The organism is Saccharothrix sp. AJ9571 (genome assembly GCF_021725495.1).
Taxonomy (GTDB): domain Bacteria; phylum Actinomycetota; class Actinomycetes; order Mycobacteriales; family Pseudonocardiaceae; genus Amycolatopsis; species Amycolatopsis magusensis.
In genome coordinates this window covers 3,255,671-3,281,290 of the sequence record NZ_CP091382.1, presented here as the reverse complement: position 1 = coordinate 3,281,290, position 25,620 = coordinate 3,255,671, and the positions used below count along the sequence as shown (strand labels likewise).

Sequence of the window (25,620 nt, the reverse complement as noted above, 5' to 3'; positions counted from 1 at the left end):
AGGTGGCAATGCTATGAGTGGGGCATTACTAGCGTTGAATGCAAGTAATGCCCCACTCATAGCATTGTCGCCGCGCGTAGTGGGACGTGTCCGTTGCGTAAAGTTGACGTGTCGTTGGGTTTTTGCAACAGTGTGTTCCATGAGTCCGGTAAGACGTGGCAAGGAGCTGCCGATCCACAACCGGCTCCAGGTTCTGCGGGCCGAGCGGGGGATGAGCCGCGCGCAGCTCGCCGAGGCGGTGGAGGTCAATCCGCAGACCATCGGCGCGCTGGAGCGCGGTGACCACTACCCCAGCCTCGATCTGGCGTTCCGGATCTGCGAGGTGTTCGGCCTCCCGGTCGAAGCGGTGTTCAACCGGCAGCCGTTCACCCCACTGTCCACACAGGTCTATTCGAGGGGGAACCCATGACCTCACTACGCGAACGCGTCGACGCGGTGCAGACCAGGCGACTGGAAGCCCAGGATCGCCGGGAACGCGCGCGGGCGCTACAGCTGCGCCACTGGCGGACGCGGCGGCACCGGCGGCGGTTCGCCGCGCTGGTGCTGGCGGGCGATCTGATCCTCATCGCGGCGGCGCTGGTCGCGCGCCAGGAGACCGCCGCGGTCTTCGCCGCGCTGTGGTTCGGCGGGCTGGTGCTGTGGCTCGTCAGCTTCACCGTCCTCCGGGTGCTCAGCGGCCGGATGAGCACCGCCTTCTCCGCACTGCTCGACGAGCGCGAGCGGGAGTGGCGCCACCGCGTCAACTACGCCGGCTACCAGACGTTCAGCGTCCTGTCGCTGATCGGCTTCGGTTACCTGGTGCTGATCGCGGACACCGCGGACGCGGGCCTGCGCGGGGCCATGATGCTCGCCGCGCTGATGGTGGCCGGGCTCTCCGTGCCGACCTTGGCACTGGCCTGGTCCCTGCCCGACGACGACCCAGAAGACTTCATCGAACCGGGTACCGGGGAGGAATCCGATGTCTGAAAACCGGCTGGAGATCGACGGCGTCTCCAAGCGATTCGGCGACCTGCTCGCCCTCGACCAGGTCAGCTTCGACGTGCGCGGCGAGCTGTTCGGCTTCGTCGGCAGCAACGGCGCCGGCAAGACCACCACCATGCGCATCGTGCTCGGCGTGCTGGCCGCCGACGCCGGTCAGGTGCGTTTCGGCGGCTCCGCGGTCGACCACCGCACCCGCACCCGGATCGGCTACATGCCGGAGGAACGCGGCCTGTACCCGAAGATGAAGGTGCTCGACCAGCTGGTCTACCTGGCCCGCCTGCACGGCATGAGCACCGATCGGGCGCACACCAGCGCCGAGTACTGGATCAACCGGCTCGGCCTCAAGCAGCGCCGGACCGAAGAGGTGGAGAAGCTCAGCCTCGGCAACCAGCAGCGCGTGCAGCTCGCCGCCGCGCTGGTGCACGACCCGGCGGTGCTGGTGCTGGACGAGCCGTTCTCCGGCCTCGACCCCCTCGCCGTGGACGTGATGAGCGAGGTCCTGCGCGAGAAGGCGGCCGACGGCGTGCCGGTGGTCTTCTCCAGCCACCAGCTCGACCTGGTGGAGCGGCTGTGCGACCGGGTCGGCATCATCCGCAACGGCCGCATGGTGGCCACCGGCGCGGTCGGTGAGCTGACCGCCGACGCGGCCGTGCACCTGCGGATCACCGCGCCAGGAGCCGCGCCCGGCTGGGCGGCGGGGGTGCCCGGCACCCGCGTCCTCAGCGAGGGCCCCACCACCGAGCTGGAACTCGAGCCCGGCGCCGACGACCAGGCGGTGCTCGCCGCCGCGCTGGCCACCGGCCCGGTCACCGAGTTCAGCCGCCGCCAGCCGTCGCTGACCGAACTGTTCCGCAACGTCGTCACCGAGGAGAAGGCCCGATGACCACCACCCGCTCGGCAAGCGGCTTCACCGCGGTCCGGCTCATCGCGCAACGCGAGCTGAACACCCGGTTGCGCACCAAGTCCTTCGTCATCGGCACCCTGCTCATCCTCGCCTTCCTCGGCGGGTACGTGCTGCTGCAGGCGTCGCTGTTCAGCGGTGCCGACAAGAGCACCGTCGGCCTCGCCGGGCAGACCGCGAGCATCGCGGACACGCTGAAGCAGCAGGGAAAGCTGCTCGAGCGGGAGATCGAGACGGTCACCGTCACCGATCTCGACGACGCCCGCAGGCAGGTCGCCGACGACGAGCTCGACGCCGTGCTCACCGGCAGCCGCGCCGACCTCCAGGTGCTGGTGAAGACCGAGCTGGACCCGCGGCTCGGCGCCATCCTGAACCAGATCGCGCAGAACGAGGTGCTGGGCGCCGAACTGGCCCAGGCGGTCGGGGACCCGGAGCAGGTGCTGGCCGCCGTCCAGGCCACCACGGTGAAGCTCACCCAGCTCGAACAGCCGGACCCCGAGCGCGGCCAGCGGCTCGCCATCGGGCTGGCCATGGTCGTCCTGCTCTACATGAGCATCACCACCTACGGCTCGCTGGTCGCCCAGGGCGTGGTGGAGGAGAAGTCCAGCCGGGTGGTGGAGATCCTGCTGTCCACCGTGCGACCGTGGCAGCTGCTGCTGGGCAAGGTGATCGGGCTCGGCCTGGTCGGGCTGGCGCAGTTGCTGATCCTCGCCGGTGCCGCGCTGGCGATGACCACGATCTCCGGCGTGATCACCCTGTCCGGCGTGGCCACCAGCACGATCGTCTGGGGCCTGGTCTGGTACCTGCTCGGCTTCTTCCTCTACGCCACCATCTTCGCCGGGGCCGGCGCGCTGGTCTCGCGCCAGGAGGACATGCAGTCGACGATGATGCCGGTGACCATGGTGCTGTTGATCGGCTTCCTGGTCGGCTTCAACGTGCTCATCCAGGACCCGGACAGCAGCCTGGCCGCGTGGCTTTCGCTGATCCCACTGCTCTCGCCGGTGCTGATGCCGGGCCGGATCGCGGCCGGGGTGGTGGCCGGCTGGGAGGTCGCGCTGGCGCTGGTGCTCACCGTCGCCGCGGTGGCGCTGTTCACCTGGCTGGGCGGCAAGATCTACCGCAACGCGGTGCTGCGCACCGGGAGCCGGGTCAAGCTGACCGAGGCCCTCAAGGGCTGACCGTCCACTGTAGACACTGATTTCGGGCACAAAAAGACTCGTGAGTGCGCAAGGGGCTTGCGCACTCACGAGTCCGGTGCAGCTCAGCGGTCGGAGATGGGGCGGTAGTCCCGCTCCTTCTCGCCGGTGTAGATCTGCCGCGGGCGGCCGATCTTGGTGGCCGGGTCGTTGATCATCTCGCGCCAGTGCGCGATCCAGCCGGGCAGGCGGCCGAGCGCGAACAGCACGGTGAAGTACTGCGTCGGGAAGCCCAGCGCCCGGTAGATCAGTCCGGTGTAGAAGTCCACGTTCGGGTAGAGCTTGCGCTCGATGAAGTAGTCGTCCGAGAGGGCGGTCTCTTCCAGCTTCTTCGCGATGTCGAGCAGCTCGTCGTTCACACCGAGCTTGTTGAGGATCGAGTCCGCGGTGGTCTTGATGATCTTCGCGCGCGGGTCGTAGTTCTTGTAGACCCGGTGCCCGAAGCCCATCAGGCGGACACCCTTTTCCTTGTTCTTCACGCGGTTCACGAACTGCGCCACGTCGCCGCCGTCGGCCTGGATGCCCTCGAGCATGTCCAGCACCGCGCTGTTCGCCCCGCCGTGCAGCGGGCCGAACAGGGCCATGATGCCCGCGGAGATGCTGGCGAACAGGTTGGCCTCGGAGGAACCCACCAGGCGCACGGTCGAGGTGGAGCAGTTCTGCTCGTGGTCGGCGTGCAGGATGAACAGCAGGTCGAGGGCCTTGGCGACCTCGGGGTCGACCTCGTAGGGCTCGGCGGGCAGCCCGAAGGTCATCCGCAGGAAGTTCTCCACCAGGCCGTAGGAGTTGTCCGGGTAGAGGAACGGCTGCCCGATCGACTTCTTGTAGGCGTAGGCGGCCAGCGTCGGCACCTTCGCCAGGAGGCGGATCGTGGACAGCTCCACGTTCGGCTCGTCGAACGGGTTCAGCGAGTCCTGGTAGAAGGTGGACAGTGCGGACACCGCGCTGGAGAGCACCGGCATCGGGTGCGCGTCCCGCGGGAAGCCGTCGAAGAAGCGCTTGAGGTCCTCGTGCAGCAGGGTGTGGCGGTTCACCTTCGAGGTGAACTGCTCCAGCTGCGCGGGCGTCGGCAGCTCACCGTAGATGAGCAGGTACGAGACCTCGATGAAGTTGGAGTGCTGGGCGAGCTGCTCGATCGGATAACCGCGATAGCGCAGGATTCCGGCGTCACCGTCGATGTAGGTGATGGACGACGAGGCGGCGCCGGTGTTCACGAAACCGGGGTCGAGCGTGATGTACCCGGTGGAAGCCAGCAACTTGCCCAGTTCGATACCGGGGGCGCCCTCGACAGCGTGAACCACTTTCAGCTCGTGCTCGCCGTTCGGCAGCCGCAGCGAAACGGTCTGGGAGCCGCTCGGCGCGGACGTAGCGTCCGACATGAAAGTCCCTCTCACTGTTCACACGGGCCGGCGGCGCCTGCAGGTCGCACAGGTTGCCTCATGTCTCGCGCGAGGCGGCCGTTGGCCTCGCTGCACACCGCCCCGCTGGGGTATGAATTCCCCCCTACGCTAGTCGAGAGAGGGCCTCTCGCGCAGCCACTGTGTTATCCGTGACGAACGGTTTGCGACGAGATTCACACGCCTGGTGAGTGTTACCGCTATCCGGGCGCGTCCAGGTCGGCCTCGGTGGGCGGTTCGGCGCCACTGCGCGAGACGGTGACGGCCGCCGCGCGGGCGGCGTAGGTGAGGGCCTCGGTCCAGGCCGCGGCGTCCAGCGCGGCCGGGTCGAGCACGTCCCGCTTGGCGAACCAGGCCAGCAGCGCGCCCTGCACCGTGTCACCGGCGCCAATGGTATCGACCAATCGCGCCGGAGCCGACGGGACACGGGCCGGTTCGCGCTCCCGGGTGTGCGCCGAGAGACCGTCCGCGCCGTGGGTGAGCACCACCGCACCGGCACCCGCGTCGAGCCAGGAGCGGGCGGCGGTCACCGCGTCGGCGCCGCCGGAGAGCCACTCGGCGTCCTCCACCGAAAGTTTCAGCAGCCGGACGTGCGGCAGCCAGGAGGTGAACCGGGCGCGGTAGGCGGCCGGGTCGGCGATCAGGGCGGAGCGGATGTTCGGGTCCAGCGCGGTGAGCAGTCCGCGCTCGGATTCCCGGCGCAGCAAGGATTCGTACGCGGAAGCGCCGGGTTCGAGCACCATGCCGAGGGTGCCGAGCGAGAGCACCTTGGCCGACTCGGGCAGCGGGCCGGGATCGGTGAACAACCGGTCCGCGGTGCCCTCGGTGTAGAAGGTGTAGTGCGCCGAGCCGGTCTCGTCGAGCGCCACCACGGCCAGCGTGGTCGGCTCGTCGCCGCGCTGCACCAGCGCGGTGTCCACTTGGGAGGCGTGCAGGCGGGCGATCAGCGCCTCGCCGAACCGGTCGGTGGACACCCGCGAGAGGAAGGCCGCCGGCACGCCGAGGCGGCCCGCGGCGAGCGCCACGTTGTACGGGCCACCGCCGAGGCGGGGCAGCAGCGGCCGGAGGCCACCGTCCAGATTGGACTCTCCGGGCACCAGGTCGACCAGTGCTTCACCACCGACAACGATCACGCGGAGGATGCTACCCCGTATTTTTCGCACGGGGACGACCCCCGGACCCCGAATTGCTACGGGGCCAGCCCACCCAGAAGCAGTTCGGCGAGCGCGGTGAACGCCTCGGCGTCGGAGACCTCCACCCGCGAGGCGATCACCCCGGTCTGGATGCCCTCGATGATCAGCCCGGCCATTTCCGCGATCAGGGTGGCCTGGACCGTGCGGAAGACGCCGTCGCGCACGCCCTTGTTGATGAAGCCGCGGATGCGCTCGGCGGCGGCCCGGCTGTTCAGCTCGTACGCCGCGCGCGCGGGGGCGAACTCGGCGATGTCGCGCATGAACTCCGGGGAGGCGCGCTTGAGGTGCTCGGCGGCGCCGTCGAGGTAGGTGCCGATCAGCTGCCGCGCGTCGTCGAGGTCGGCGATGCTCGCCTCGATCCGCTCGGCCGCGCCGCGGAAGAAGCGGCCGACGACCTTCACCGCGAGCTGTTCCTTGCTCGGTGCCAGCGCGTACAGCGTCGACTTGGAGCAGTGCATCCGCGTGGCGAGGTCGTCGAGGGTGAACTCGGCGAAGCCCTCGGCGAGGAAGAGTTCCTCCAGGTCGGCGAGCAGGGCGCGCTGCCGTGCGGTCGGCTGCCTGCGGGGTGCCCGCGCTCGGGCATCGACATCAGCCATGTCGATACAGTACTCTCAACTGTCCCGCAGTACTGTTTTCAGTACTCTGAGCTTTTCTCATCGTGGAGGACAGTAATGCCGGCCGAGCGTCTGCTTCCGACCACCGAGGCCGAGGATCTGCTCGGCCTCGCCCGCGAGATCGCACGCGACGAGCTGGCGCCGCTGGCCGGTGAATACGAAGACGCCGCGCGCTTCCCGCGGGAGCAGTTCACCCTGCTCGGCAAGTCGGGCCTGCTGGGGCTGCCGTACTCGGAGCGCTGGGGCGGCGGCGAGGTGCCGTACGAGGTCTACCTGCAGGTGCTGGAGGAGATCGCGGGCGCGTGGATGTCGGTGGGCGTCGGGTTGTCGGTGCACACCATGTCCTGCTTCGCGCTGGCGCACCACGGCACCGACGCGCAACGCGACCAGTGGCTGCCGGACATGCTCGAAGGCGGCCTCCTCGGCGCGTACGCCCTGTCGGAACTCCAGGCGGGCTCGGACGCGGCGGCCCTGTCCACCCGCGCGCGGCTCGACGGCTCGGAGTACGTGGTCAACGGGACCAAGGCGTGGATCACGCACGGTGGTGAGGCGGACTTCTACACCACGATGGTGCGCACTTCGGACGAACCGGGCAGCGGCGGCATCTCCTGCCTGCTGGTCGACGGCGCGACGCCGGGCCTCTCGGCCTCGGCTCCCGAGCGGAAGATGGGCCTGACCGGCTCGACCACCGCGCAGATGCGGTTCGAGAACGCCCGCGTGTCGGCTGATCGACTGGTCGGCCAGGAAGGCCACGGGCTGAAGATCGCGCTCGCCTCCCTCAGCTCGGGACGGCTGGGGATCGCCGCGTGCGCGGTCGGCCTGGCGCAGGCGGCGCTCGACGAGGCAGTCGCCTACGCGAAGAGCCGTACGCAGTTCGGGCGGTCGATCATCGAGTTCCAGGGCGTGGAGTTCATGCTGGCCGACATGGCCGCCGCCGTGGAATCCTCGCGGGCGATGTACCTGGACGCGGCACGCCGCCGGGACCGCGGCCTCCCGTTCCAGCGGCAAGCGTCGATCGCGAAGCTGGTCGCCACGGATGCCGCGATGAAGGTGACCACGGACGCCGTCCAGGTCCTCGGCGGGGCCGGGTACACGCGGGACTTCCCGGTGGAGCGGTACATGCGGGAGGCGAAGGTGCCGCAGATCTTCGAAGGCACCAACCAGATCCAGCGCGTGGTGATCGCGCGGGAGCTGCGGAAGGCGTGAGCCGCAGCTCCCGCCGAGATCAGATGATCTTGAACGAGTTGGCCCGGTCGTTCATCCAGCCGAAGCCACCGGCCTCCTGGGTGAAGGTGGCCGAGCCGAGGCTGCACCCGTCCCCGTCGAACAGGATGACCGTGTTCGACGTCTTCAGCGACGAGAACTTGTTCTTGTAGAAATCGTCGAGCTGCACGCACTGCCCGAAGCCGGCGCCGGTGCCCCACCCGCCACCGGAGCCGTCGAAGTTCGCGTGCACCCAGAACTGCACCGTCGGCAGCGCGCTGCTCTCGACCGCCTGCGCGGGCAGTGCCGCCCCCACCAGCGTTCCCGCCGCCACCAGCGCCCCGGCCAGCGCGCCCAACCTGCGTGACACCATGCTTCACTCCATCCCCAGTTCGGTACCGCTTCGCACTGGAAACGTAAGGGGCGGACCGGACGTGAGGGACCCCCTTCACCCGTCGCTGAACCGGACCCCTGGCGATGGACACGAATGTGGCTTTGGGGGCCGAATCCGCCCCCAAAGCCACATTCGTGTCCCTCCGGGCGACGAGTGGCATAATCCACTTGTGATACCCGACTGGCGACCGAGGTTGCTGACGGTTGCGGAGTACGCCGCGCTCGGTGAAACCGAGCATGGCTACACGGAGCTTCAGGAAGGCCGCCTGGTGGTGTCGCCCAATTCGGGCCCCGCCCACAACATCGCTTCCGGGGAGTTGTGCGTCCAGCTGAGGGACCAAGTGCCCACGAAGTGGCACTCGCTTCTGGCCATCGACATCGATCTGGAGCTGGCGGGGCCGGAGGAACCGGGGTTCTCCCGGCGGCCCGACCTGATCGTCGCCGAGCTCGCCGGGGTTCGGCGCGCGCAGGAAAGCGAGCAGCTCATCCGCGCGAAGGACGTGCTGCTGGTCATCGAGATCGTGTCGCCGAGTTCACGGCGCACGGACACGGTGATCAAGCACGGTGAGTACGCCGACGCGGGTATTCCGCACTACTGGATCGTCGACCTGACCGAGCCGATGTCCCTCACGGCCTGCCACCTCGCGCCGGGCTTCGGGTACCAGAACGCGCCGGAGGTTTCCGGCAGGACCACCCTGCCGGAACCCTTCCCGCTGGAGATCGACCTCGGTCAGCTTTCCCTGTAGCGGCGTGGGGCGACGACGCCTTCGCAGCGGGCCTCGTCGAAGTGGTAGACCTCGCGGCCCCGGATGAACACGCGCATGGCCCGGTTCATCACATCCAGCGGGTCACCCGACCAGATGACCACGTCGGCGTCCAGGCCCGGCTTCAGTGCGCCGATCCGGTCATCCAGCCCCAGCATCTCCGCCGGGTTGACCGTCAGCGAGCGCAGCGCGGTCTCCGGGTCCAGCCCGTCCTTGACCGCCAGCGCCGCCTGGTAGACCAGGAAGTTGATCGGGATCACCGGGTGGTCGGTGGTGATCGCCAGCTTCACCCCGGCGCGCGCCATGATGCCCGCCGAGCGCAGGGTCCGGTTCCGCAGTTCGACCTTGCTGCGCGTGGTGAACAGCGGCCCCAGGATCACCGGGATCTGCCGCTCCGCGAGCAGGTCGGCGATCAGGTGCCCTTCGGTGCCGTGGTTGATCACCAGTTTGTAGCCGAACTCGTCGGCCAGCCGGATCGCGGTGACCATGTCGTCGGCCCGGTGCACGTGCTGGTCCCAGTACAGCTCGCCGTCGAGGACCTTCGCCAGCACCTCTTTGGTCAGGTCCGTGTCGAACGGCTTGCCCTCACTGCGGGCGTGCTCGCGCTGGGCGGCGTAGTCACGCGCCTTCGTGAACGCTTCGCGCAGCACCGCGGCCACGCCGAGCCGGGTCGACGGCGTCTGGCCCTTGTCGCCGTACACGCGCTTCGGGTTCTCCCCCAGCGCGCTCTTCACGCTGACGTGCTCGGCGAAGACCATGTCGAGCGCGGTCCGGCCCCAGGTCTTCACGCCGACGGTCTGCCCGCCGATCGGGTTGCCCGACCCCGGCTTGATCACCGCGCTGGTCACCCCGCCGGCCAGCGCGTCGTCGAAGCCGGTCTCGGTGGGGTCGATGCCGTCGATCGCGCGGAACCGGGCGCCGTTCGGGTCGGTCATCTCGTTGACGTCGTTGCCCGACCAGCCCTCGCCCTCCTCGTGCACGCCGAGGTGCGCGTGCGCGTCGAAGAACCCGGGCAGGACCCAGCTCCCGGACGCGTCGATCAGCTCGGCGTCCTCGGGGATGTCGACCTCGGCCTCGGCACCGACGGCGGTGATCCGGCCGCCGTCGATCAGGACCGTGCCCCCGTCGATCGGCTCGCCGTCGACGGGAACCACATAGCCACCAACAATCGCGCTCACCATGGTCGACACGCTAACCAACGGATCGGCGAACCGCCTCAGGACACCCGGATTCCCCAGCTCCCGGTCCACGACTCGCCCTCGGCCAGCTCGATCAGGTCGGTGCCGGAGTTCAGCGCGTCCGCCGGGCAGGTCATCGGCTCGATCGCGACGCCGCGGCCGCGGCCGACCAGTTCGGCCGGGGTGAACACCTGCACCCACTTGAAGTCCGGGCCCGCCCAGACGTCGAGCACCTTGTCCTCGTGCGAAAGGCGGAAGTGGTGGTTGCCGTCTTCCTCGGTGGTGAGGCCGCCGAACGCCGTGTCGAGGTCGACGCCGCCGAGGATCACGCCCTCGCGGAAGTCGTACTCGGTGCCCTCGACGTCCTGCTCCTCCTTGTACGGCATCTGCGCGTCGGCGTCGTAGGGCCGCACGCGGGTGGCGGGCAGGGTGAGCGTGAGGTCGTCGGTCGGGGCGTCGCCGATGCGGAAGTACGGGTGCGTGCCGAGACCGACGCCGATCGCGGACTCGCCCTCGTTGCGGATCTCGTGGGTCACGGTCAGCTCGCGCGGCGCGATCTCGTAGGTGATCGTCGCGCGCAGCGGCACCGGCCAGCCCGGCTGCACGGGCACGTCGACGGCCATGGTGATCGACGACTCGGCGTGCTCCAGCAGCTCCCACTCCTCGCGGCGGGTCAGGCCGTGGATCGCGTTGCCGCGCTTGTCCTCGGTGACCTCGAGCTCCTGCTTCTCCCCCTGGTACACCCACTGCGCGGCCTTGGTCCGGTTCGGCCACGGGAGCAGCACCTGCCCGGCGCCCTTCGGCGGCTTCTCGTCCTCACCGAAGGTTTCCACGAACGGCACCCCGCCGATCTCGAAGGCCCGCAGGCCGGCGCCGATCTCGGTGACGACCGCCCGGGCCCCGCCGCGGGTGATCTCGAACTGTGCTCCTGTGGGATTGGCCATGGGGCATAAATCTACCGGCTGGACTTTCCGGCCCGGGTGCGCGAGCTTGTTCCGGGTGAAGGTGCATCACTTGAACTGCGGCACATTCCGCCCCGCCGGCGGCAGGCTCGTCGACGGCCAGGGCGGTGCGGCCCACCGGGCGCGGCTGGTCTGCCACTGCCTGCTGATCGAGACCGACAACGGGCTGGTGCTGGTCGACACCGGCCTCGGCCTGCAGGCGCTCGAGCAACCGGGGCCCTGGATGGGGCCGTCGCGCTGGCTGCTCGGGGCGCGACCGCGGCGGGAGGATTCGGCCGCGCACCAGGTCACCGCGCTGGGGTACGCCCTCGGCGACGTGCGCGACATCGTGCTCACCCACCTCGACTTCGACCACGCGGGCGGGCTGGCGGACTTCCCGCACGCCACCGTGCACGTCTACGAACGCGAGCACCGGGCGATGACCGCGCCCGCCAACACCGCCGAGCGCATGCGGTACCAGCAGGCGCAGTTCAAGCACGGCCCGAAGTGGCGCACCTACGCCGAACCCGGCGAGCAGTGGTTCGGCTTCGGCGCGGTCCGCGACCTCGCCGGGCTGCCGCCGGAAATCCTGCTGGTGCCGCTGGCCGGGCACACCATGGGCCACGCGGGCGTCGCGGTGGACACCGGCGACGGCTGGCTGCTGCACGCCGGTGACGCGTACTTCTTCCACGGCCAGCTGAACCCGGGTCAGCCGCACTGCCCGCCGGTGCTCACCACGTTCCAGAACCTCACCCAGTCTGACCGGACCGCCCGGCTGGAGAACCTGGACAGGCTGCGGGAGCTGGCGATCGGGCACCAGGACGAGGTGACCGTCTTCTCCGCCCACGACCCACTGGAACTACGCCACGCCCAACGCCCCTGACCGACACGAATGTGGCTTTGGGGGCCGATTCCGCCCCCAAAGCCACATTCGTGACAGGAGCGCCGGGCTCGGCGCCACCCGGCACGACACCGGAGCAGCCACCCACTCCCCCTCCCCACCCCGATCCGAAGCCCAGAACACGGCGAAGACCTCGGTGTCAAGGCATCTTTCCCGCCTTGACACCGAGGTCTTCGCCGTAGTCACAATCAAAATCGGGGTGGAGCCTCCGAACTCAGCCCGCCGGGGGTTCGCTCGGTTCCCGGTCCGCTTCCGCATGGGTGGCGTGCATGACCAGCCAGTTGATCCCCCACAGCACCAGGCCGACCGCCAGCAGGATGGCGGCCACGGTGTAGTCCCTCGCCGGTCGTCCGGACAGCGGGGTCACCAGGTACACGCAGAAGATCGCCGCCAGTACGGGGATGACCGTCGGCGCCCTGAAGTGCTTGTGCGCCGCCTTTTCCTTGCGCAGCACCAGCACCGCCACGTTGACGATGGCGAAGACCACCAGCAGCAGCAACGCCGTCGTGCCACCCAGCACGCCGATGTCCACAAAGGACACGAGGCCGATGGCGATCAGGCTGGTGAACACGATGGCCACCCACGGGCTGCGGCGGAACGGGTGCACCGTGCCCAGCGCCTTCGGGATGATCCGCTGGTTCGCCATGCCGTAGAGCAGGCGGCTGGCCATCAGCATGTTGATCAGCGCCGAGTTGATCACGGCGAACAGGCCGATCGCGGAGAAGACCTCGCGCGGGAAGCCCGGCGCGCCGACGTCGAGCACCTTCAGCAGCGCGCTGCTCTTGGCCGCCTCCAGGTCGTCCGCCGGGACCAGCAGCGACGAGGTCACCGAGACCAGGATGTAGATGGTGGCGGCGATGACCATGCCCCACAGCATCGCCTTCGGGAAGATCCGGACCGGGTCCTTGCACTCCTCGGCCATGTTCACCGAGTCCTCGAAGCCGACCATGGCGAAGAACGCCAGCGAGGTGGCCGAGGTGATGGCCACCAGCATGGTCTGGTTCTCGGTGTCGAACTGGGTCAGCCGCGAGGCGTCGCCGTTGCCGTTGAGCACCGCCCACACGCCGACCCCGATGATGATCAGCAGCCCGGCGATCTCGATGCAGGTCAGCACCACGTTGGTCTTCACCGATTCGGCGACGCCCCGGAAGTTGATCGCCGCCAGGCCGATCACGAACAGGATGGCCACCAGCGGCATCGGCGCGGTGATGAACTCCGCGAGGTAGGTGTCACCGAACGCCTTCGCCGCCGAGGAGGCGGAGGTGATGCCGGAGCACATCACCGCGAAGGCGACCATGAAGGTGAGGAACCGGAGCTTGAAGGCCTTGTGCGTGTACAGCGCCGCACCGGCCGCTTGCGGGTACTTGCCCACCAGTTCCAGGTAGCTGAACGCGGTCATGAACGCGACCACGAACGCGATCAGGAACGGCAGCCACAGCGCGCCGCCGACCCGGCCCGCCACCTGCCCGGTGAGCGCGTAGACGCCGGTTCCGATGATGTCCCCGACCACGAAGAACAGGAGCAGCTTGGAGCCCATCACCCGCTTGAGGCTCGGCTGACCGGCCGGACCGGTCTGCTCGGGCTCGGTTGTCGTCGTGTCCGCCATGCGGCAAGAGTGTGCCGCATCACTTCCGTGACCGACAGTCCGAATTGATCAGTTCTTCGTCACGTCTTGGCGACGAGGGCCCGATACCGCCAGAAAGCGGGCAGGAGCAGCACCGCGACCAGGAGTAGGAGGATCACCAGTACTCCGCCGCCGCTGGTCGCGGCGGCCGTGCCGATCCCGGCCGCGGCCCAGCCGTGCGACAGGTCGGCGATGCGCGGCCCGCCCGCGACGACCACGGTCAGCGCGCCCTGCATCCGGCCGCGCATCTCGTCGGTGGAGGCGGCCTGCAGGATGGCCATCCGGTAGATCGCGCTGACCATGTCGGCCGCGCCGGCCAGTGCCAGGAAGACGACCGCCAGCCACAGCGAGTCGGTCAGGCCGAAGGCGAACACCGCCAGGCCCCAGACGATGATCGCGATCACCACGGCCACACCGTGCCTGCTGATCCGCGTCAGCCAGCCGGACAGCAGCCCGACCAGCATCGCACCGAGCGGGATCGCGGTGTAGAGCCAGCCGAGCGCGAGCCCGCCGCCCGCCGGGTCGCCGAAGGTCCGCTCGGCCATCTCCGGGAACAACGCGCGCGGCATGCCGAACACCATCGCGATCACGTCGACCACGAACGAGGCGAGCAGCACCTTCTGGGTGGCCATGTAGCGGAAGCCGTCGAGCACGTCGCGCAGCCCCGCCCGGCGGACCAGCCCGGACAGCGGCAGCATGGGGGGCAGCTTCCACACCGCCCACAGCGTGAGCGCCAGCGCCACCGTGTCGAACAGGTACAAAGTGGACAGACCGACCACCGGGAGCAGCGCACCGGCGGCCAGTGGGCCGAACACCGCGCCGAACTGGCTCATCGTGCTCTGCAGGGCGATCGCCGACGGCAGCAGTTCCTCGGGCACCAGCCGGGAGACCACGGCGCTGCGCGTGGGCATGTTGATCGCGAAGAACGCCTGGTTCACCCCGAGCAGCGCGAGCACCACCCAAACCGAGTTCACCGCGAAGAAGGCCTGCGCCCAGAGCAGCGCGGCGGTCACCGCGATGCCGGTGTTGGTCACCATCAGCAGCTTGCGGCGGTCGACGGTGTCCGCGATCGCCCCGCCCCACAGGCCGAAGACCAGCAGCGGGACCAGCGCGACGGCCCCGGTCAGGCCGACCCAGCCGGACGAACCGGTCAGGTCGAACACCTGCTTGGGCACCGCGACCGCGGTCAGCTGACTGCCGATGGCGGTGACCACGGTGGTCAGCCAGAGGCGGCGGAAGGCCGGGATCCGCAACGGACGCGTGTCCATCACGATCGAACCGAGTACCTTGCGCGCGCCCTTCGGTTTGCTGGTTTCCGCGCCGGCGCTCACCGCAAGAGCTTAGCCCCGCTAAGCTCTTGCGGTCGCGTGATTTTCGCTACGGCACGGTCGCTACGGGGCGACGCGCTCGATCTTCCAGCCGTCGTCGGTGCGGACGTAGCGCAGCCGGTCGTGCAGGCGGTCGCGCTGGCCCTGCCAGAACTCGACCACGTCCGGGCGGATGCGCCACCCACCCCAGTGCGGCGGGAACGGCACCTGCTCCACGTCGGCGAACCGGCGCTCGATCGCGTGCAGCGCGTTGTCCAGCGCGCGGCGGCCGTCGACCACCCGCGACTGCGGGGAGGCCCAGGCACCCAGCTGCGACCCGCGCGGGCGGGACGCCCAGTACTCGGCGGTCTCGGTGATGTCCACCTTCTCCACTTCGCCGCGGACGTGCACCTGGCGGTGCAGCGGGTACCAGGGGAAGGTCGCCGAGGCGTACCGGGTGACGGTCAGGTCGTGGCTCTTGTTCGAGGTGTAGTTCGTGTAGAAGACGACCCCGCGCTGGTCGAGGCCCTTGCAGAGCACCGTGCGCGAGGACGGGCGGCCCTCACCGTCGGCGGTGGCCAGCACCATCGCGTTGGCCTCGGGGACCCCCGCCGAGATCGCCTGGTCGAGCCAGGACTGCAGTTGTTCGGTCCAGGTGCCTGCGAGGTTCCCCTCGTCCAGCGACTCGCCTTCGTAGGCCACCCGCATGCCGGGCAGCCGGATGGCTACGTCGGCCGCACCGTTCGCGTTGTCGAGCTCCGGCATGTTCCGCAACCTCCGTGCCCTGTAGGGCCGTCATTTGTGCCCCCGACGGTAGGCGTTGGCACACCGTGGCGAAACCCACAGAACGGTGACTCCTGCCACCTCGTTGTCGCCCACTCGTAACTCACCGCTTACCTGACGCCACACGGGCGCAAAACCGCGTCCCTACCTTCGGTCTGTTTACCGGACTGGAGGTACCCATGACGGAGACCGTTCCAACCCCGAAAACCGAACCCCGCCGGCGCTACGCCAAGCTCGCGGCCAACGAGAACCGCGAGGACTACTCCCTCCGCTTCGCCGCCCACTCCTTCCGCCGCTGGCGCCCGCTCGTGGTCGCGACCACGGCCCTCGGCGGCATCGCCTACCTGGCCGACTTCGCCATCGGCGCCAGCATCGTGTTCAGCTACGGCTTCACCTCCGGGGTGCTGGCGATCCTCGCCGCCGCGCTGGTCATCTTCGTCACCGGCACGCCGATCGCCGCGGCCTGCGCCAAGTACGGCGTGGACATGGACCTGCTCACCCGCGGTGCCGGGTTCGGCTACTTCGGCTCGACGCTCACCTCGCTCGTCTACGCCAGCTTCACGGTGATCTTCTTCGCGCTCGAAGGCTCGATCATGGCCCAGGCGTTCGACCTGGCGCTGGGCGTGCCGCTGCCGGTCGGCTACCTGCTGTCCACGCTGATCGTGCTGCCGTTCGCGCTGTACGGGATGGGTGCGCTGGCGAAGATGCAGACCTGGACGCAGCCGCTGTGGATCGCCGGGCTGATCCTGCCGTTCGTGGTGGTCGCCGTGCGGGAGCCGGACCGGCTGGCGGAGTTCGCCTCGTTCGGCGGGACCGCGGGCGCCGGGTCGGAGTTCTCCGCGATCGGGTTCGGCTTCGGCATGGGGGTGGCGCTGTCGCTGATCGGGCAGATCGGTGAACAGGCCGACTACCTGCGGTTCATGCCGGAGAAGACGGCCGCGAACAAGCGCTCCTGGTGGGCGGCGGTGCTCGCCGCGGGCCCCGGCTGGGTGATCCTCGGCGCCGCGAAGCAGATCGGCGGCGCGCTCCTGGCGTTCCTCGCGCTCGGAGCGGTCGGCGAGGCACACGCACTGGAGCCGATCGCGCCCTACCTCGAAGCGGTCAAGCCGGCACTGGGTCCGGTGGCCCTGACCTTCGCCGCGCTGTTCGTGGTCGTCTCGCAGATCAAGATCAACACGACGAACGCCTACTCGGGCTCGCTGTCGTTCGCGAACTTCTTCTCGCGCGTGCTGCACCGCCACCCGGGGCGCGTCTGGTACGTGCTGGTGAACTGCGGGATCGCACTGGCGCTGATGGAGTTCGGCGCGTTCGCGCTGCTGAACAAGATCCTCGGTTTCTACTCGAACGTGGCCATCGCGTGGATCGGCGCGGTGTGCGCCGACCTGCTGATCGTCAAGCCGCTGGGGTGGTCGCCCCGGTACGTCGAGTTCAAGCGGGCCTACCTGCACAAGATCAACCCGGTCGGCTTCGGCTCGATGGTGTTCGCCTCGGCGGTCTCGATCACCGCGTACTTCGGGGCTTTCGGGGTCTACCCGGCGGCGTTCAGCCCACTGCTGGCGCTGGTGACCGCCGTCGTCTGCGTCCCGCTGCTGGCCCGCCTGACCGGGGGCCGGTACTACCTGGCGCGACCGAACACGGTGGCTTCGGGAGACCTGCGGGCCACGCACGAATGCACGGTGTGCGGGGATTCGTACGAACTCCCGGACGTCGCCGACTGCTCACGACAACAGGGGGCCATCTGCTCCCTGTGCTGCACCCTGGACGCCACCTGCCACGACCAGTGCCAACACCCCGGCGCCTCCCCCGTCGACCTCCCCACGCCCACCCCACGCACCCCCCTGCCTTAATACGCCCCCGCAATGTCACGAATGTGGCTTTGGGGGCGGATTCGGCCCCCAAAGCCACATTCGTGTCCCGGCGGCCCGGCGCCGGGACACGCCGAGTGTGGAACTCGGCTACGGGAGTGCGGAACTCGGCTGCACGAGCGTGGAACTCGGGTGCCTGAACGTGGAACTCGGCCGGAATAAAAGAATCCGGGGTGCCAAGGGGAGGTGGGTGGGGAACAGGAGGTGCAGCCACACTTCCCCTTCCCCATCGAGGTTTTCGCCGTAGTCACACTAAAAACCGGGATGAAGCCTCAGCAGGAGGACGCGGAAGCCTTCCCGGCGAACCGATTCCCCAGCCATTCGATGGCGAGCGGTCCCCCTGCCGCCACGCCGCCGATGTGTTCCAGCAACGGCAGCGTCTGCCACTGCACCGTCACGCCCTTCGCGCAGTACCGCGACAGCAGCGCCTTGCCCACGTTGAACGGGATCAACTCGTCCAAAGTGCCGTGGTACAGGAAAACCGGCGCCATCGGGGCGCGGTCGCCCGCGCGGTTCTCCGTCAGGCGCGCCTGCCAGCGCGGGTCGCTCAGGGGGTCCGGGACGGTGACGAAGTCGCGCAGCCGGGCGAACGGGGCGGCGGCGCCGAGTTCGAGGGTGCAGGCGCCCTGGATCCGGTCGACGATCTCGCGCCCGCGGTCGTTCAGGATCGACTCGAACGGCACCTCCGGGTACGCGGTCGACAGGCCCGCCGCCGCACCGAGGACCAGGCCGAACGCCGGGCCGCCGTCGTTGAACTTCGCCACGGCGGCCATGTCGGCGGGCACGCCGCCCGCCGCGACGCCCGTCAGGTCGAGTTCCGGCGCGTACGACGGCTGCAGTTCACCGGCGAAAGTCGCCGCCTGCCCGCCCTGCGAGTAGCCGAACACGCCGACCGGCCCATCGGCGGACAGCCCCGCCTCGCGCACCTTGAACGCGGCCCGTGCGGCGTCCAGCATCGCGCGACCTTCGGACTGGCCGGTGGCGTAGGTGTGCGTGCCCGGTGTGCCGAGGCCCTCGTAGTCGGTCAGCACGACCGCCCAGCCCTTGCTCAGCGCCTGCCCGATCAGCGCGACCTCGTTCTCCGTGCCGGTGCGCAGCTTGTACGAAGGCGCGCACGCGTCCCCGATGCCGTGCGTGCCGACGGCGTAGGTGACCAGCGGCCGCGGCCCGTTCGTCCACGGGACCGGCGGCAGCAGCAGCGTGCCGGACACCGCGTTCGCCTCGCCGGTCGCCGAGGTCGAGCGGTACAGCAGTTGCCAGGCCTTCACCGGCGCCGGGAACGGGCCGACCTTGACCTCGACCGAGCGCTGCCGCAGCACGTCGCCCGGCGCGCCGGTGAGCCGGTCGGGCGGGGTGTAGAAGGGATCCTCCGAGGGCACCGGCGGACTGGCCGCCTGCGCGGGAAGGGCACCGGCGGTCAACGCCACCAGTACGACGGACAGGGCGGCCAGGGCTCGGCGCATCATCGCTCCCGAGAGGAGTGGTAATCAGGATTTTCGCAATGTAGGCCGTTGGCTATGATTTGGCAATCCTGGTTACCGAAATTCACCGGTTGGAGGTCGGGTGGTTCGCACCTACGGCGGTATCGCGCCCGAGCAGCGCCGCGCCGAGCGCCGCGAGAAGCTGCTCGCCGCCGCGCTCGAACGCTTCACCTCGGACGGCTACGCCCAGACCAAGATCGCCCGCCTCTGCACCGACGCCGGCGTGTCCACCCGGAACTTCTACGAGGAGTTCAGCAGCAAGGAACAGGTGCTCCTGACCCTGCACGCCCGCATCAACGAAGCCGCCTACGAACGCGTCGGCGCCAAGCTCGACGAACTGGGCGACCTGGACGCGGTCACCCGGATCTCCGCCGCGCTGGACGTCTTCGTCGCCACGGTGACCGCCGACCCGCGCCTGCCGCGGCTCAACTACGTCGAGGCGGTCGGCGTGAGCCCGGAGTTGGAGCGCCAGCACCAGGACTGGGTCACGCGCTGGGCCGAGTTCATCGCCACCGAAGCCGAGCGCGCAGCACAGCACGGCCTCGCGCCCGTCCGCGACTACCGGCTCACGTCGATCGCGCTGGTCGGCGCGGCCACCGGCCTGCTCCGCGAGTGGCAGGCCCACGAACCGCCCTTGCCGGTGGAGGCCATCGCCGCCGAACTCAAGGGCGTCATGCTCGCCGCGATCACCCGCACGTGAGCATCCGCTCGGCCTCCACGGTGCTGTCGGCGAGGGCCGTCACCAAGGCGCCACCCCCGGCCAGCGGACTGACCGACCACCACTCGCCGCCGGTCGGTTCCACCGGCTTTTCGTCCAGCAGCAGGATTTCCGTGGCGAGCACCCGGCGGCCGGCCAGGTAGGCGAGGCTCGCGCCCAGTGCCGGGTCACCGATGTCCAGGGTCTGCCGCAGCACCGCGCGGCCGTCGCGAACCACGTGCTGCGTGGTGGTCAGCCGCCCGGGCGACTCGCCTTCGCGCCCGAGCACCAGCACCTCGCGAGCCCGGAACGCGGCATCCCCGGCCAGCGAAACGTGCAGCTCGGCGACGTGCCGCGCGCGGGCCGTGACCACGGTCGGCTCGGGCAGGTACTCGAACCGCCCGCCCGCCTCGACCACCACCTCGACCACCGACGAACTCGCCTCCCCGCGCGGACCCGGCAGCGCGAGCGTCGCCGCCACCCCGGACAGCGTCAGCCGCGCTCCCGCGCCGACCCGCACGACCAGCCGCAGCTCGTCGCCGCCCAGGGGTGAGGTCGCCGAGTTGACCAGGTGCACCAACGCATCCCGGGTGAACCGCCGACGCGGGAAGAGCGTGAGCGGCGCCATCGAGCGCAGCTCACGCAACACCGTGCGGCCGTCGGGACCGAGCTCGGCGACCAGTCGCGCGGTGGCCTTCACCCCGCGCGGACCGGCACCAGCGAGCGCACCCAGTCCGCCACCGCCGGCGCGTCCGGAGTGTCCACAAGGGACTGCGTGATCACCGGCAGTTCGCCGCGCATCCGGTGCGCGTCGGAGGTCATCACCGCCATGTCCGCGCCGACCAGGTGGGCGATGTCGATCTTGTTGATCACCAGCAGGTCCGCCGTGGTGACCCCGGGACCGCCCTTGCGCGGCACCTTGTCGCCGCCCGCCACGTCGACCACGAAGACCTGGCTGTCCGCCAGGCCGCGACTGAACACGGCGGTCAGGTTGTCCCCGCCGCTCTCGATGATGATCAGATCGAGGCCGGGGAAGCGCTCCTCCAGTCGTTCGGCGGCATCGAGGTTCGCGGTGATGTCGTCGCGGATCGCGGTGTGCGGGCACGCCCCGGTCTGCACGGCCTCGATCCGCTCGGGGTCCAGCACCCCGGCCTTGCGCAGGAAGTCGGCGTCCTCGGTGGTGTAGATGTCGTTGGTCACCACGGCCAGGTCCAGTTCGTCGCCGAGCGCGCGGCACAACGCCGCGACCAGCGCGGTCTTGCCGCTGCCGACCGGGCCGCCGATGCCGATCCGATACGGCCGCCCGTCCATCGACACGGCCGGGAACTGGTCCGGTTCGGTGGCGGTGGGATCGAAGTTGACCGGGTGCACGTGCCCGTGGCCGTGTCCGTGTCCGTCAGCTGGCAAAGAGACGCACCTCTTCCTTGTGTCCGCGCGCATGCGCTTCGGCGAGCAGGTCCAGCGCCGGCGCACCCGGCGCCGGGAGTTCGGCGGGGTGTTCCCCTGCGACGGCGGCCGCGTCTTCGGCGACCGCGTGCAGTTCATCGGAAAGCCGCGCCACCACGGCGTTCACCACGAACGGGTCCAGCCCTAGCAGCCGCACCGCCGCGCTCGCCGGGCCGCTGACCGCGAGGTAGGCCACCGCGAGCGCCGCGTCGATCGGCGCTCCCCCGGCGATCCCGGTGAGCGCGCCGACCGCGATGGGGTGGTGCGGCCGGGGCGTGACCCGCAGCAGTTCGTCCAGCACCGGCGACGGCCAGGCGACCTTGCCCGCGCGCACGGTCCCACGCCCCTGCGCGCGTGACGATTCCCGTTGCGCGGCAGAGGGTGTGCGTGCGTCGAGTTCGGCGTCGAGCAGCGCCCAGTCCGACTGGCGGCAGGCCGCCGCGGCGAACGAAGCCGCGAGCAGGCCGGCCGTGCGCAACCGTCCACTGAGGAACGAAGGAAGGTCGCGCTCGGCACGGACGAGCTTGCGCACCACGGTTTCCTCCAGCCCACCGGAGTGCACGTGCCCACCCCCGGGGAACCGGGAGTCGGCCATGATCAGCGCGGAGACGTCGGTGCTTCTCATCAGAACAGGAAGTACCGTTGGGCCATGGGCAGTTCGTCCACGGGTTGCGGCTCGATCAGCTCACCGTCCACGTACACCGCGAAACTGTCCGGCTCCACGCGGATGTCCGGCAGCGCGTCGTTGAGCACCATGTCCGCCTTGCCGCGCGAGCGCGTGTTCGCCACCGGCACCACCCGGCTGGCCAGCCGCAGTTCGTCGGCGACCCCGGCGTCGATCGCTTCGGGTGCCACGAAGGTCAGGCTGGTTTCGGCGGCGACCACCGCCGAGGCACCGAACATCGGCCGCGCCAGCACGGGCTGCGGTGTCGGGATGGAGGCGTTGGCGTCCCCCATCGCCGCCCACGCCGCGAACCCGCCCTTGAGCACCACGTGCGGGCGCACGCCGAAGAACTTCGGTTCCCACAGCACCAGATCGGCCAGCTTGCCGACCTCCACCGAGCCGATCTCGCCGTCCATGCCGTGCGCGATGGCCGGGTTGATCGTGTATTTGGCGACATAACGACGAGCCCGCAGGTTGTCCGCCGCGCCGTCCCCCGGCAGCGCACCCCGGCGGCGCTTCATCACGTGCGCGGTCTGCCAGGTCCGGATGATCACCTCGCCGATCCGGCCCATCGCCTGCGAATCGGAGCTCATCATCGAGATCGCGCCCAGGTCGTGCAGCACGTCCTCGGCGGCGATGGTGGTCGGTCGGATGCGGCTCTCGGCGAAGGCCAGGTCCTCGGGCACCGACGGGTTGAGGTGGTGGCAGACCACCAGCATGTCGAGGTGCTCGTCGAGGGTGTTCGCGGTGTGCGGCCGGGTCGGGTTCGTCGACGACGGCAGGATGTTCGGCAGCCCGGCGACCTGGATGATGTCCGGCGCGTGCCCGCCACCGGCCCCCTCGGTGTGGTAGGCGTTGATCGACCGGCCGCCGATTGCATCCACAGTGGACTCAAGGAACCCGGCCTCGTTCAGGGTGTCGGTGTGGATCGCCACCTGGACACCGGATTCGTCGGCGACGGTGAGGCAGGTGTCGATCGCGGCAGGCGTGGTGCCCCAGTCCTCGTGCAGCTTGAACCCGCCCGCACCGGCGACGAGCTGCTCGCGCAGCGCCTCGGCGCGCACGGTGTTCCCCTTGCCCAGCAACAGGATGTTGATCGGCAGGTGGTCCATCGCCCGCAGCATGCGCCCGAGGTTCCACGCGCCGGGCGTGACCGTGGTGGCCTTGCTGCCCTCCGCCGGACCGGTGCCGCCGCCGACCAGCGTGGTCAGCCCGGCGGCCAGCGCGGTCTCGACCAGCTGCGGGCAGATGAAGTGCACGTGGCAGTCGATGCCCCCGGCGGTCAGGATCTTCCCGTTGCCCGCCAGCACTTCCGTGGCCGGGCCGATCACCAGTGCGGGATCGACGCCGTCCATCGTGTCCGGGTTCCCGGCCTTGCCGATGCCGACGATCCGGCCGTCGCGCACGCCGACGTCCGCCTTGACCACACCCCAGTGGTCCAGCACGACCACGCCGGTGATGACCAGGTCGGGCGCGCCTTCGGCACGCGTGGCCATGCCCTGCCCCATCGACTCGCGGATCACCTTGCCGCCGCCGAAGAGGACCTCGTCGCCCGAAGCCGGGCCCCGGCTGCGGTCCTCGGTGACCTCGATCAGCAGGTCGGTGTCGGCCAGCCGGATCCGGTCGCCGACGGTCGGCCCGAACAGCTCGGCGTAGCGCTCGCGATCGATCTGCGGCACGGTCAGTCCTTCCTCAGTCCCGGGACGACACCGCGACCGGCGAACGGCACCAGCACCACTTCGCGTTCGATGCCCGGTTCGAACCGGACCGAGGTGCCCGCGGGGATGTCCAGCCGCCGGCCCGCCGCCCGTGCGCGATCGAACGCGAGCGCCGGGTTGACCGCGGCGAAGTGGTAGTGCGAACCGACCTGGACCGGCCGGTCGCCGGTGTTGCGCACGCGCAGCGCGACCCGGTCGCGCCCGGGGTTCAGCTCGACCGGCTCGTCGCCGGTGATGATCTCTCCTGGCCGCATCGCCACGCTCCCTAAACGATCGGATCGTGCACGGTGACGAGCTTGGTGCCGTCCGGGAAGGTGGCTTCGACCTGCACCGAATCCACCATTTCCGGAATGCCGGACTGCACCTGGTCCCGGCTGAGCACGGTCCGCCCACTGGCCACCAGTTCGCTGACCGTGCGGCCGTCCCGCGCGCCTTCGAGCACGTGATCGGTGATCAACGCGACGGCCTCGGGGTAGTTCAGCTTCACCCCGCGCTCGAGCCGGCGTCGTGCCACGTCCGCGGCCACGTGGACCAGCAGCTTGTCCCGTTCCTGCGGGGAGAGGTGCATGGCTAGAGGTCTACCACCGGTAGGCCCGCCGGACCGGTCCGCGAAACACAGGATTTACGTCCAGGACACCCGATCGTCTGAATCGTTCTCGTAATCGTGACCGAAACCACGACATCTTTCGATTGATCCGCGCCGGTGACAGGAGGATGGTTTGTCCATCGCGCGAAGGGGCGCAAGCGCCGTCCCCTGCCGCGCCACGCACGCACATCATTCGGGGAACGCGCATCGAAAGGTTCCGCTCAAGTGACGACAGCGCCCGTATCACCAGCACCGCCCGCGGAGGCGGACGACGGCTTCCGCCCGGGACTGGAGGGCGTGATCGCCTTCCGCACCGAAATCGCCGAACCGGACCGCGACGGCGGCGCGCTGCGCTACCGCGGCGTCGACATCGAGGACCTGGCGGGCAAGGTCACCTTCGGCGACGTCTGGGGCCTGCTGGTCGACGGCAGGTTCGGCCAGGGCCTGCCGCCCGCCGAGGCCTTCCCGATCCCGGTGCACACCGGTGACGTCCGCGTCGACGTGCAGGCCGCGCTGGCCATGCTGGCGCCGATCTGGGGTTACCAGCCACTGCTCGACATCAGCGACGAAGACGCCCGTGACCAACTGGCCCGTGCCTCGGTGATGGCCCTGTCCTACGTCGCGCAGTCCGCGCGCGGGGTCGGGCAGCCCGCGGTGCCGCAGGCCAGGGTCGACGAGGCGAACACCATCACCGAGCGGTTCATGGTCCGCTGGCGCGGCGAGCCGGACCCCGCGCACGTCAAGGCCGTGGACGCCTACTGGGTTTCCGCCGCCGAGCACGGCCTGAACGCCTCCACCTTCACCGCCCGTGTGATCGCGTCGACCGGCGCGGACGTGGCGGCGGCGCTGTCGGGCGCGATCGGCGCGATGTCGGGTCCGCTGCACGGTGGCGCGCCCGCGCGCGTGCTGCCGATGATCGCCGAGGCCGAGCGCACCGGTGACGCGCGTGCCGTGGTCAAGGGCATCCTCGACCGCAAGGACCGCCTGATGGGCTTCGGGCACCGGGTCTACCGGGCCGAGGACCCGCGGGCGCGCGTGCTCCGCCGGACCTGCCGCGAGCTGGGTGCCGAGCGGTACGAAGTGGCCGCCGCGCTGGAGCAGGCCGCGCTGGCCGAGCTGCGCGAGCGCCGCCCGGACCGCGCGATCGAGACGAACGTGGAGTTCTGGGCCGCGGTCATCCTCGACTTCGCGCAGGTCCCGCTGCACATGATGCCCGCGATGTTCAGCTCCGCGCGGACAGCGGGCTGGGCCGCGCACATCCTCGAACAGAAGCGAACCGGCCGCCTGGTGCGCCCGTCGGCCAAGTACGTCGGCCCCGGCCCGCGTCAGCCGGAAGAGGTCGAAGGCTGGGACTCGATCAAGCCGTAGGAGACCGCGCCGGTCAACGAAGGAAGGCGCGACGGGCCGCCCAACTACACGACGTGCTCTCCTCCGTCGACCAGCTCAACAGCGATCCCCGCCCCGCCAAAGGCGAGGCCAAAGACACCACCGCCGCCGGGTCATGCTCGCCGGCAGCGGCAGGAGATCGCGCCGGTCAACGGAGGAAGGCGCGACGGGCCGCCCAGCGGCACGGCGTGTTTCCCTCCGTTGACCGGCTCAACAGCGATCTCCTCGCCTCGCCGAAGGCGAGGCCAAAGACACTGCGACCGGCTCAACAGCGATCCCCCCGCCCCGCCAAAGGCGAGGCCAAAGACACCGCCGCCGCCGGGTCATGCTCGCCGGCAGCGGCAGGAGATCGCGCCGGTCAACGGAGGAAGGCGCGACGGGCCGCCCAGCGGCACGGCGTG

26 protein-coding genes are annotated in these 25,620 nt (G+C 69.9%); 10 read left to right on the top strand and 16 right to left on the bottom strand.

What is annotated here, in order from left to right:
* Positions 1-139: 139 nt before the first annotated feature.
* Genes L3Q67_RS14800 through L3Q67_RS14785 form a run of 4 tightly spaced genes read left to right on the top strand, consistent with a single transcriptional unit; the run spans position 140 to position 3,060 of the window.
* Entirely contained in the window at positions 140-409 is a 270-nt protein-coding gene (locus L3Q67_RS14800; protein WP_209662702.1) for a helix-turn-helix transcriptional regulator, read from the top strand.
* On the top strand, positions 406-966 hold the full coding sequence (locus L3Q67_RS14795) for a hypothetical protein (protein ID WP_499190043.1): 561 nt from the start codon (positions 406-408) through the stop codon (positions 964-966). The genes L3Q67_RS14800 and L3Q67_RS14795 overlap by 4 nt, the downstream gene beginning before the upstream one ends.
* The gene (locus L3Q67_RS14790) at positions 959-1,864 is read left to right on the top strand and encodes an ABC transporter ATP-binding protein (RefSeq protein WP_499190042.1); all 906 of its coding nucleotides are present in this window, start codon (positions 959-961) and stop codon (positions 1,862-1,864) included. The genes L3Q67_RS14795 and L3Q67_RS14790 overlap by 8 nt, the downstream gene beginning before the upstream one ends.
* Positions 1,861-3,060, top strand: coding sequence for an ABC transporter permease (locus L3Q67_RS14785; protein WP_499190041.1), 1,200 nt, complete (start codon positions 1,861-1,863; stop codon positions 3,058-3,060). The genes L3Q67_RS14790 and L3Q67_RS14785 overlap by 4 nt, the downstream gene beginning before the upstream one ends.
* 83 nt (positions 3,061-3,143) lie before the next feature.
* Here L3Q67_RS14785 and L3Q67_RS14780 read toward each other — a convergent pair whose 3' ends face one another.
* The 3 genes from L3Q67_RS14780 to L3Q67_RS14770 all read right to left on the bottom strand — a co-directional run bounded on the left by L3Q67_RS14780 (position 3,144) and on the right by L3Q67_RS14770 (position 6,264).
* On the bottom strand, positions 3,144-4,457 hold the full coding sequence (locus tag L3Q67_RS14780) for a type II citrate synthase (protein WP_499190040.1): 1,314 nt from the start codon (positions 4,455-4,457) through the stop codon (positions 3,144-3,146).
* Positions 4,458-4,675: 218 nt separating this feature from the next.
* Positions 4,676-5,608 (bottom strand): carbohydrate kinase family protein, encoded by a 933-nt coding sequence (locus L3Q67_RS14775; protein WP_499190039.1) that lies wholly within the window; start codon positions 5,606-5,608, stop codon positions 4,676-4,678.
* 56 nt (positions 5,609-5,664) lie between these two features.
* Entirely contained in the window at positions 5,665-6,264 is a 600-nt protein-coding gene (locus L3Q67_RS14770) for a TetR/AcrR family transcriptional regulator (RefSeq protein ID WP_499190038.1), read from the bottom strand.
* A gap of 75 nt (positions 6,265-6,339) precedes the next feature.
* Between L3Q67_RS14770 and L3Q67_RS14765 the strand changes: the two genes are divergently transcribed.
* Positions 6,340-7,488 carry an acyl-CoA dehydrogenase family protein gene (locus L3Q67_RS14765; protein WP_499190037.1) on the top strand — a complete coding sequence of 383 codons (1,149 nt, stop codon included), beginning with the start codon at positions 6,340-6,342 and terminating at the stop codon, positions 7,486-7,488.
* Positions 7,489-7,507: 19 nt separating this feature from the next.
* On the opposite strand, the gene L3Q67_RS14760 is transcribed toward L3Q67_RS14765, so the two are convergent.
* Entirely contained in the window at positions 7,508-7,858 is a 351-nt protein-coding gene (locus L3Q67_RS14760) for a hypothetical protein (protein WP_499190036.1), read from the bottom strand.
* On the opposite strand from L3Q67_RS14760, the gene L3Q67_RS14755 reads away from it, so the two are divergent.
* A complete protein-coding gene (locus L3Q67_RS14755; RefSeq protein ID WP_499190035.1) occupies positions 7,857-8,624 on the top strand; it encodes a Uma2 family endonuclease in 768 nt (255 codons plus the stop codon). The genes L3Q67_RS14760 and L3Q67_RS14755 overlap by 2 nt on opposite strands.
* Here the strand turns inward: L3Q67_RS14755 and L3Q67_RS14750 are convergent.
* Both L3Q67_RS14750 and L3Q67_RS14745 read right to left on the bottom strand, forming a co-directional pair.
* Positions 8,609-9,823: an amidohydrolase gene (locus L3Q67_RS14750; RefSeq protein WP_499190034.1), complete on the bottom strand. Its 1,215-nt coding sequence runs from the start codon at positions 9,821-9,823 to the stop codon at positions 8,609-8,611. The genes L3Q67_RS14755 and L3Q67_RS14750 overlap by 16 nt on opposite strands.
* Before the next feature lie 35 nt (positions 9,824-9,858).
* Positions 9,859-10,764 carry an aldose 1-epimerase family protein gene (locus L3Q67_RS14745; protein WP_499190033.1) on the bottom strand — a complete coding sequence of 302 codons (906 nt, stop codon included), beginning with the start codon at positions 10,762-10,764 and terminating at the stop codon, positions 9,859-9,861.
* Positions 10,765-10,819: 55 nt separating this feature from the next.
* Here L3Q67_RS14745 and L3Q67_RS14740 point away from each other — a divergent pair, with 55 nt between their 5' ends.
* Positions 10,820-11,644 carry an MBL fold metallo-hydrolase gene (locus L3Q67_RS14740; RefSeq protein WP_499190032.1) on the top strand — a complete coding sequence of 275 codons (825 nt, stop codon included), beginning with the start codon at positions 10,820-10,822 and terminating at the stop codon, positions 11,642-11,644.
* Positions 11,645-11,876: 232 nt separating this feature from the next.
* On the opposite strand, the gene L3Q67_RS14735 is transcribed toward L3Q67_RS14740, so the two are convergent.
* The 3 genes from L3Q67_RS14735 to pdxH form a co-directional block, all read right to left on the bottom strand.
* On the bottom strand, positions 11,877-13,268 hold the full coding sequence (locus L3Q67_RS14735) for an APC family permease (protein ID WP_499190031.1): 1,392 nt from the start codon (positions 13,266-13,268) through the stop codon (positions 11,877-11,879).
* Positions 13,269-13,327: 59 nt separating this feature from the next.
* On the bottom strand, positions 13,328-14,554 hold the full coding sequence (locus L3Q67_RS14730) for an MFS transporter (protein WP_499191538.1): 1,227 nt from the start codon (positions 14,552-14,554) through the stop codon (positions 13,328-13,330).
* 123 nt (positions 14,555-14,677) lie between these two features.
* Positions 14,678-15,358: a pyridoxine/pyridoxamine 5'-phosphate oxidase gene (gene pdxH / locus L3Q67_RS14725; protein ID WP_499190030.1), complete on the bottom strand. Its 681-nt coding sequence runs from the start codon at positions 15,356-15,358 to the stop codon at positions 14,678-14,680.
* Positions 15,359-15,555: 197 nt separating this feature from the next.
* Between pdxH and L3Q67_RS14720 the strand changes: the two genes are divergently transcribed.
* Positions 15,556-17,223: a purine-cytosine permease family protein gene (locus L3Q67_RS14720; RefSeq protein ID WP_499190029.1), complete on the top strand. Its 1,668-nt coding sequence runs from the start codon at positions 15,556-15,558 to the stop codon at positions 17,221-17,223.
* Between the two features lie 290 nt (positions 17,224-17,513).
* On the opposite strand, the gene L3Q67_RS14715 is transcribed toward L3Q67_RS14720, so the two are convergent.
* Positions 17,514-18,704 carry an alpha/beta hydrolase family protein gene (locus L3Q67_RS14715; RefSeq protein ID WP_499190028.1) on the bottom strand — a complete coding sequence of 397 codons (1,191 nt, stop codon included), beginning with the start codon at positions 18,702-18,704 and terminating at the stop codon, positions 17,514-17,516.
* A gap of 100 nt (positions 18,705-18,804) precedes the next feature.
* On the opposite strand from L3Q67_RS14715, the gene L3Q67_RS14710 reads away from it, so the two are divergent.
* On the top strand, positions 18,805-19,422 hold the full coding sequence (locus L3Q67_RS14710; protein WP_499190027.1) for a TetR/AcrR family transcriptional regulator: 618 nt from the start codon (positions 18,805-18,807) through the stop codon (positions 19,420-19,422).
* Here L3Q67_RS14710 and L3Q67_RS14705 read toward each other — a convergent pair.
* From L3Q67_RS14705 to L3Q67_RS14680, 6 genes are read right to left on the bottom strand one after another with little or no spacing between them, the layout of a single operon-like run.
* Positions 19,409-20,119, bottom strand: a complete 711-nt coding sequence (locus tag L3Q67_RS14705) for an urease accessory UreD/UreH family protein (RefSeq protein WP_499190026.1) — start codon at positions 20,117-20,119, stop codon at positions 19,409-19,411. The genes L3Q67_RS14710 and L3Q67_RS14705 overlap by 14 nt on opposite strands.
* On the bottom strand, positions 20,116-20,859 hold the full coding sequence (gene ureG / locus L3Q67_RS14700; protein WP_499190025.1) for a P-loop NTPase family protein: 744 nt from the start codon (positions 20,857-20,859) through the stop codon (positions 20,116-20,118). Before ureG ends, L3Q67_RS14705 begins: the two co-directional genes overlap by 4 nt.
* Positions 20,816-21,490 carry an urease accessory protein UreF gene (locus L3Q67_RS14695; RefSeq protein ID WP_499190024.1) on the bottom strand — a complete coding sequence of 225 codons (675 nt, stop codon included), beginning with the start codon at positions 21,488-21,490 and terminating at the stop codon, positions 20,816-20,818. Before L3Q67_RS14695 ends, ureG begins: the two co-directional genes overlap by 44 nt.
* Entirely contained in the window at positions 21,490-23,208 is a 1,719-nt protein-coding gene (locus tag L3Q67_RS14690) for an urease subunit alpha (RefSeq protein ID WP_499190023.1), read from the bottom strand. Before L3Q67_RS14690 ends, L3Q67_RS14695 begins: the two co-directional genes overlap by 1 nt.
* A 2-nt stretch (positions 23,209-23,210) precedes the next feature.
* Positions 23,211-23,501: an urease subunit beta gene (locus L3Q67_RS14685; protein WP_499190022.1), complete on the bottom strand. Its 291-nt coding sequence runs from the start codon at positions 23,499-23,501 to the stop codon at positions 23,211-23,213.
* Positions 23,502-23,512: 11 nt separating this feature from the next.
* Positions 23,513-23,815 (bottom strand): urease subunit gamma, encoded by a 303-nt coding sequence (locus L3Q67_RS14680; protein WP_209662740.1) that lies wholly within the window; start codon positions 23,813-23,815, stop codon positions 23,513-23,515.
* Positions 23,816-24,058: 243 nt separating this feature from the next.
* Here L3Q67_RS14680 and L3Q67_RS14675 point away from each other — a divergent pair, with 243 nt between their 5' ends.
* On the top strand, positions 24,059-25,201 hold the full coding sequence (locus L3Q67_RS14675; RefSeq protein WP_499190021.1) for a citrate synthase 2: 1,143 nt from the start codon (positions 24,059-24,061) through the stop codon (positions 25,199-25,201).
* The last annotated feature ends 419 nt before the right edge of the window (positions 25,202-25,620 follow it).

Bases quoted from the DNA above. Each gene is read 5' to 3' on its own strand.
- L3Q67_RS14750 (WP_499190034.1), bottom strand. From the start codon at position 9,823: ATGGTGAGCGCGATTGTTGGTGGCTATGTGGTTCCCGTCGACGGCGAG.
- L3Q67_RS14695 (WP_499190024.1), bottom strand. From the start codon at position 21,490: ATGAGAAGCACCGACGTCTCCGCGCTGATCATGGCCGACTCCCGGTTC.
- ureG (WP_499190025.1), bottom strand. From the start codon at position 20,859: ATGCGCGCGGACACAAGGAAGAGGTGCGTCTCTTTGCCAGCTGACGGA.
- L3Q67_RS14685 (WP_499190022.1), bottom strand. From the start codon at position 23,501: ATGCGGCCAGGAGAGATCATCACCGGCGACGAGCCGGTCGAGCTGAAC.
- L3Q67_RS14785 (WP_499190041.1), top strand. From the start codon at position 1,861: ATGACCACCACCCGCTCGGCAAGCGGCTTCACCGCGGTCCGGCTCATC.
- L3Q67_RS14730 (WP_499191538.1), bottom strand. From the start codon at position 14,554: ATGGACACGCGTCCGTTGCGGATCCCGGCCTTCCGCCGCCTCTGGCTG.
- L3Q67_RS14780 (WP_499190040.1), bottom strand. From the start codon at position 4,457: ATGTCGGACGCTACGTCCGCGCCGAGCGGCTCCCAGACCGTTTCGCTG.
- L3Q67_RS14790 (WP_499190042.1), top strand. From the start codon at position 959: ATGTCTGAAAACCGGCTGGAGATCGACGGCGTCTCCAAGCGATTCGGC.
- L3Q67_RS14720 (WP_499190029.1), top strand. From the start codon at position 15,556: ATGACGGAGACCGTTCCAACCCCGAAAACCGAACCCCGCCGGCGCTAC.
- L3Q67_RS14735 (WP_499190031.1), bottom strand. From the start codon at position 13,268: ATGGCGGACACGACGACAACCGAGCCCGAGCAGACCGGTCCGGCCGGT.
- L3Q67_RS14680 (WP_209662740.1), bottom strand. From the start codon at position 23,815: ATGCACCTCTCCCCGCAGGAACGGGACAAGCTGCTGGTCCACGTGGCC.
- L3Q67_RS14765 (WP_499190037.1), top strand. From the start codon at position 6,340: ATGCCGGCCGAGCGTCTGCTTCCGACCACCGAGGCCGAGGATCTGCTC.
- L3Q67_RS14770 (WP_499190038.1), bottom strand. From the start codon at position 6,264: ATGGCTGATGTCGATGCCCGAGCGCGGGCACCCCGCAGGCAGCCGACC.
- L3Q67_RS14800 (WP_209662702.1), top strand. From the start codon at position 140: ATGAGTCCGGTAAGACGTGGCAAGGAGCTGCCGATCCACAACCGGCTC.
- L3Q67_RS14795 (WP_499190043.1), top strand. From the start codon at position 406: ATGACCTCACTACGCGAACGCGTCGACGCGGTGCAGACCAGGCGACTG.
- L3Q67_RS14760 (WP_499190036.1), bottom strand. From the start codon at position 7,858: ATGGTGTCACGCAGGTTGGGCGCGCTGGCCGGGGCGCTGGTGGCGGCG.
- L3Q67_RS14755 (WP_499190035.1), top strand. From the start codon at position 7,857: ATGCTTCACTCCATCCCCAGTTCGGTACCGCTTCGCACTGGAAACGTA.
- pdxH (WP_499190030.1), bottom strand. From the start codon at position 15,358: ATGCCGGAGCTCGACAACGCGAACGGTGCGGCCGACGTAGCCATCCGG.
- L3Q67_RS14745 (WP_499190033.1), bottom strand. From the start codon at position 10,764: ATGGCCAATCCCACAGGAGCACAGTTCGAGATCACCCGCGGCGGGGCC.
- L3Q67_RS14715 (WP_499190028.1), bottom strand. From the start codon at position 18,704: ATGCGCCGAGCCCTGGCCGCCCTGTCCGTCGTACTGGTGGCGTTGACC.